Annotated in this window: 5 protein-coding genes; 4 read left to right on the forward strand and 1 reads right to left on the reverse strand. The window is 64.6% G+C overall.

The genetic code is table 11. The annotated features are described in order from the left end of the window. Window positions 1-2,165 (reverse strand): DUF3683 domain-containing protein (locus tag RKP46_RS03280; RefSeq protein WP_311105300.1); only part of this gene is annotated, 2,165 nt, incomplete at its 3' end. A 261-nt stretch (window positions 2,166-2,426) separates the two neighbouring features. On the opposite strand from RKP46_RS03280, the gene RKP46_RS03285 reads away from it, so the two are divergent. The 4 genes from RKP46_RS03285 to RKP46_RS03300 form a co-directional block, all read left to right on the forward strand. Then, entirely contained in the window at window positions 2,427-3,590 is a 1,164-nt protein-coding gene (locus tag RKP46_RS03285) for an FAD:protein FMN transferase (protein WP_311105301.1), read from the forward strand. 78 nt (window positions 3,591-3,668) lie between these two features. Continuing rightward, window positions 3,669-4,058, forward strand: a complete 390-nt coding sequence (locus RKP46_RS03290; protein ID WP_311105302.1) for a PTS fructose transporter subunit IIA — start codon at window positions 3,669-3,671, stop codon at window positions 4,056-4,058. A 25-nt stretch (window positions 4,059-4,083) separates the two neighbouring features. Next, the gene (locus tag RKP46_RS03295; RefSeq protein ID WP_311105303.1) at window positions 4,084-4,353 is read left to right on the forward strand and encodes an HPr family phosphocarrier protein; all 270 of its coding nucleotides are present in this window, start codon (window positions 4,084-4,086) and stop codon (window positions 4,351-4,353) included. 6 nt (window positions 4,354-4,359) lie between these two features. Beyond that, window positions 4,360-5,468 (forward strand): phosphoenolpyruvate-utilizing N-terminal domain-containing protein (locus tag RKP46_RS03300; protein ID WP_311105304.1); only part of this gene is annotated, 1,109 nt, incomplete at its 3' end.

A 5,468-nucleotide genomic window follows, 5' to 3' on the forward strand; every position in this document is an offset into this window, starting at 1 on the left:
TGCAGCATCTGGTAGTCGTCCGAGTTCACCGGAATGTTGGTGTGCACGTTGCCGTCGCCAGCGTGCATATGCAGGGCAACGAACAGGCGACGGCGCAGGACTTCGCGGTGGATCGCCGCGATCCGCTGGAGGATTGGCTGATAGACGACGCCGTCGAAAATATCGGCCAACTGTTCCCGGATCTCGCTCTTCCACGACGCCCGCACTGAATAATCCTGCAGGCGGTGGAAGAGCGTTGGCTGTTCGGCGCGGTTGCGCAGCGGTTCGGCATGCACGCCGAGCGCCGCAAAAGCGGGCTCAGCCTGGCGCAGTGGCAAATCCAGGTTGGTCAGCAGCCACGACCAGCGCCGGCTCACGCCCGCCAGCAGTTCGAGCGCTGCCGTGCGTCGATCGCCGATCAGCACCTCCTTGTCGAGGTCGGCGTCACCACTGTTGAGCGGCAGGTCGTCGGCCAGAAACTGGCGCAGTGCCTCGCACAGGTCAAGCTTGTTGCGCAGCGAAAGCTCTATGTTGATCCGCTCGATACCGTCACAGTACTCGCCCATGCGCGCCAGCGGGATGACGACGTCCTCGTTCAGCTTGAAGGCGTTGGTATGCCGCGAAATCGCCGCCGTGCGCGAGCGATCGAGCCAGAACTTTCGCCGCGTCTCGGCGTCGACCGCGATGAAGCCTTCGGCCGCGCGCAGATTGCCCATGCGCACGACGGCCGACGCGGCCTGCATCACCGCGTCCTCGTCGTTGCCGACCAAGTCGCCGATGAGTACCATCTTCGGGCGGCCGGCCGTTTCCGCCCGGCGTTTCGCTTTTGTCGCGTAGCCGATGGCGCGCAGGTAGCGCTCGTCGAGATGCTCCAGCCCGGCCAGCAGGACGCCGGCAACCCGGCCCGGAGCGCCGGCCTTGAAGTAGTCGGTGATCTCGACAATCGCGGGAACGGCTTCGCGCACCTGGCCGAAGAACTCGAGGCAGATGGTGCGCGTATGCGGCGGCATCTGATGCAGGATCCAGCGCGCGGCGACGATCAGGCCGTCGGTTCCCTCCTTCTGGACGCCAGGCAAGCCAGCCAGGAACTTGTCGGTAACATCCTTGCCGAGGCCAGCCTTGCGGAAGGTTTGACCGGGAATCGCGAGGATCTCGGGCGGTCGATACAAGGTCTTTCCATCCTTGCGCCAGCGCTTGATTTCGAAGCGCACGCAGTCCTGTTCGTGAATCCTGCCGAAGTTGTGCTCGAGCCGGGTGATCTCCATTTCGTGTCCGCTCGGGTCGACCATCTTCCACCAGGCGAGGTTGTCGAGCGCGGTTCCCCAGAGGACCGCCTTCTTGCCGCCGGCATTCATCGCGATGTTGCCGCCGATGCACGAGGCTTCCGCCGACGTGGGGTCGACCGCAAAAACGCGTCCGGCGGCTGCCGCGGCTTCGGCAACGCGCGCGGTCACGACGCCGGCGCCGGTCCGGATCGTCGCGCAGGGGCGCGCGCAACCGGGCAGTACGGTTTCCTCGACCGGGCTGAGGCTGATCAGCTTCTCGGTGTTGATCACTGCGGCGAGCGGCGTCAGCGGGATTGCCCCGCCGGTGTAGCCGGTCCCGCCGCCGCGTGGAATGATGGTCAGACCGAGTTCGATGCAGCCGCGCACGAGCGGGGCGACTTCCGCTTCGTCGTCGGGGTAGAGGACAACGAAGGGATACTCGATTCGCCAGTCGGTCGCATCGGTGACATGGCTGACGCGCGCCAGTCCGTCGAACGCGATGTTGTCGCGCCGCGTATGGCGGCTCAGCGTCCGCCTGACCCGATTGCGCAACTCGGCCGTCTTGGCGAAGTGTTCGGCAAAGGCATCGACCGCCGAGCCGGCGGCAAGCAGAAGCTCGCTCACCTTGTCGTTGCCCTGGCGACGCTTCTCGATTTCGCGCAGGCGGTGGCGCAAGGCGTCGACCAGTGCCAGGCGTCGCTCACGGTTGGCCAGCAGGTCGTCTTCTAGATAGGGGTTGCGCTGCACCGCCCAGATGTCGCCCAACACCTCGTAGAGCATGCGCGCCGACCGACCGGTAACGCGTTCGCCGCGCAACTGTTCGAGCAGCGCCCACTTGTCCTTGCCGAGCAGGCGAATGACGATTTCCCGATCGGAAAGCGAAGTGTAGTTGTAAGGGATCTCGCGCAGGCGTGCGTGCATCGAAGCTCTCCGTTGCCGGAAAAAGGCGAATTCTACCCGTTGCGCCGGTCAGTGGCCGGGTGCTGCGCCGACAGTCCGTCCCTTCCTTGCCGGTTGCATTCTCTGGCTGTCGAAAATCTTTACACCGTTCGTGCGTCGGTGTCGGCACGCGTGCCGCGGCAAGCCGCCAGGTATCCGGCTTTCAATCGTTTGCCTGCGCATGGCATGCTTGCTGCTTGGACGATGACTCTCGTTGACAACGTGCCCCGATTCTGCGATTCGATGCCCACCCGTGATTGCCCCGCGCGACCGGCTGACGGCCGGCGTCTCGCCTTAGCGCTGCCCGCCCGGCTATTGTGTGCGCTCGTCACGCGCGCTCGGCGAGTTCCCGGCAATTTCATAGCCATTGCCTGGCTGATCGCCGTTCTTGGCAGCGTCCTCGCCGGCTGCAGCCGGGCGCCGCTGCAGCAGCAGGAAGCGTTTGTCTTTGGCACGCGCGTCGAGCTCCTGATTGCTGGTCTGAGCGAGGCCGAAGCACGCCCGGCAGCGGCTGCCGTGTTGCGCGAATTCGACCGTCTGCATCGCGCCTATCACGCCTGGCAGCCCTCCGAGCTGAGCGCATTGAACACCGCGCTGGCCGCCGGGCAGCGCCAGCCGATCAGCCCGGAGATGGCCGCCGTGCTGGCCGACGCCCGGCGCCTGGCGCAAGCCGGCGACTGGTTGTTCGATCCGGGGATAGGGCGGCTGGTCGAGCTCTGGGGTTTTCACGCCGACGAACTGCCGGTCGCCTTGCCGGCGCCGGTTGCCGTTGCCGCCTGGCGGGCAGCGCAGCCGAGCATCGCCGACCTGCAGATCGCTCCCGGTGCTGACGGCCATCAGCAGGCGAGCAGCGGAAAGCGTGAGCTGGCGATCGATCTGGGCGGCTACCTGAAGGGTTTCGCCCTCGACCGCGCAGGCGCAATCCTCAAGGCGCACGGCGTGCGGCATGCGCTGGTCAATATCGGCGGCAACGTGCTGGCACTCGGTAGCAAGAACGGCGAGCGCTGGCGCATCGGCCTGCAGCATCCGCGGCAGCCGGGTGCGCTGGCGACGATCGCGCTGGACGATGGCGAGGCGGTCGGGACTTCGGGCGACTATCAACGCTACTTCGAGGTTGACGGCAGGCGCTACAGTCATCTGCTTGATCCGCGCAGTGGCGAGCCGGTGACGCATACACAGGCGCTCTGCGTGCTGATTACCGCGCGTGCTGCCGCCGGAACCCTGTCCGACGTGGCCTCCAAGCCGCTCTTCATTGCCGGTGCCGATTGGCCGGAACTGGCGCGGCGGCTGGCCGTCGAGCACGTTCTGCGGGTCGATTCCCGGGGTGCCGTGGAGGTCAGTGCGGCGATGCAGCAACGAGTCAGTTTTATTGGTGGCCCGCCGGCGGAACTGTCCATCGTCCGCTGATCGGTCGGTAGCCTCACCGGTGCTGCCGAGTGGGCGGGAATCACTTAGAATGATGGGCTATCGTGATGGGTGGGAGCGATGATTGGCATTCTACTGATAACGCATGGGTCATTCGGCGAGAGCCTGATCCAGAACGTCTGTCATGTCCTCAACAAGCGGCCGCCACTGATTGCGCAACTCGGTGTCGCGGCGCAGGATGACCCGCTCGATGTGCTGCCTCTGGCACGCATGTTGATGAAAGAGGTCGATGGGGGCGAAGGCGTTCTTCTGATGACCGATGTTTTCGGTGCCACGCCTGCCAATCTGGCGCTGAAGCTGCTTGAGCCGGGGCACGTCGAAGGTGTTTCCGGGGTCAACCTGCCGATGGTGCTGCGCGCCCTCACTTACCGCGAGAAGGGGATGGAAACCATGCTGCAGAAGGCCGTCAGTGGCGCTCGGGATGGCGTCGTCAAGCTGCCGGCCGGATGACGAAAGACAAGAAAAGGAGTGTTCGATGGTACGAGCCGAAACCGCAATCATCAACAAGCTCGGTCTGCACGCGCGCGCTTCGGCGAAGCTGACGCAATTGGCCGGTCGCTTCAGCAGCGAGGTGTGGATGGAGAAGGGTGAGCGGCGGATCAACGCCAAGAGCATCATGGGAGTGATGATGTTAGCCGCGGGCAAGGGGTCGACGGTTGTCGTCGAGACCGATGGTGCCGACGAGCAGGCGGCCAACGACGCGATTCTTCAACTGATCGCCGCGCGCTTCGGCGAAGCGGAGTAACCGAGCATGAGTTTTACGCTGCATGGGCTGGCGGTTTCCGGTGGAATCGCCATTGGTCGGGCGCACCTGATGTCGCATGCAACGCTCGAAGTGTCGCATTTGGTCATCGCGCCGCGCCTGATCGACAAGGAGGTGGCCCGTTTCGATGCGGCGGTGGCGCGCGTGCGCGAGGAGTTTGCCGCGCTCAAGGGACGAGTACAGAACACGCCGGCCGAGTTCGGTGCGTTCATTGATCTGCACACGATGATCCTCGCTGATCCCGAACTCGCCGAAACGCCCAAACAGTTGATTCGCGAGCGTCGGTGCAATGCCGAGTGGGCTCTGGTGCAGCAGATGGAAACACTCGTCGCGCAGTTCGAGCGCTTCGACGACCAGTACCTGCGCGAACGCAGCTACGATGTGCGCCAAGTCGTCGAAAGGGTGATCAAGGAACTCGTCGGGCAACCCGGCCGGATGGCCTTGCGCAGCGGCAAGGGCGTCAAGGAAGAGAATCTGATCGTCGTCGCGCACGACCTTTCACCGGCCGACGTGATCGCCTACAAGGAGCATCGCTTCGCCGCCTTCGTCACCGATGTCGGCGGCGCCACCTCGCACACGGCGATTCTTGCCCGCAGCCTGCGTATTCCGGCGGTGCTCGGTCTGCTCATCGCACGGCAACTGATCCGGGACGATGAAGTTCTCATCGTCGACGGTACGCGCGGCGTGCTGATCGTCAATCCCGATCCGCGCGTCCTTGACGAATACCGCTTGCGCAAGAGTCAGATCGAACTCGAACGCAGCAAGCTGAGGCGGCTGAAGACGGCGCTTTCGTCGACGCTGGACGGCGTCGACATCGATCTGCATGCCAACATCGAACTGCCGGGCGATGTCGCCAATGCGCTCGACGGTGGCGCCGAGGGCATCGGCCTTTTCCGCACCGAGTTCATCTTTCTCGATCGTGGCGACATGCCGACCGAGGACGAACAGTTCGAAGCCTACCGCACGGTGGTCAAGGGAATGGCCGGGCGGCCGGTGACGATCCGTACTTTCGATCTCGGCTACGACAAGGATCTGCATCCCGAGAAGGTGCAGGGCGACCGCTTGCAGAGCAACCCGGCGCTCGGCCTGCGCGCGAT

The sequence above is a fragment of the Accumulibacter sp. genome, from assembly GCF_031732815.1.
Lineage (GTDB): Bacteria > Pseudomonadota > Gammaproteobacteria > Burkholderiales > Rhodocyclaceae > Accumulibacter.

Excerpts from the sequence above, each read along its gene's own strand:
- RKP46_RS03290 (WP_311105302.1), top strand. The coding sequence starts at position 3,669 with ATGATTGGCATTCTACTGATAACGCATGGGTCATTCGGCGAGAGCCTG.
- RKP46_RS03295 (WP_311105303.1), top strand. The coding sequence starts at position 4,084 with ATGGTACGAGCCGAAACCGCAATCATCAACAAGCTCGGTCTGCACGCG.
- RKP46_RS03285 (WP_311105301.1), top strand. The coding sequence starts at position 2,427 with ATGCCCACCCGTGATTGCCCCGCGCGACCGGCTGACGGCCGGCGTCTC.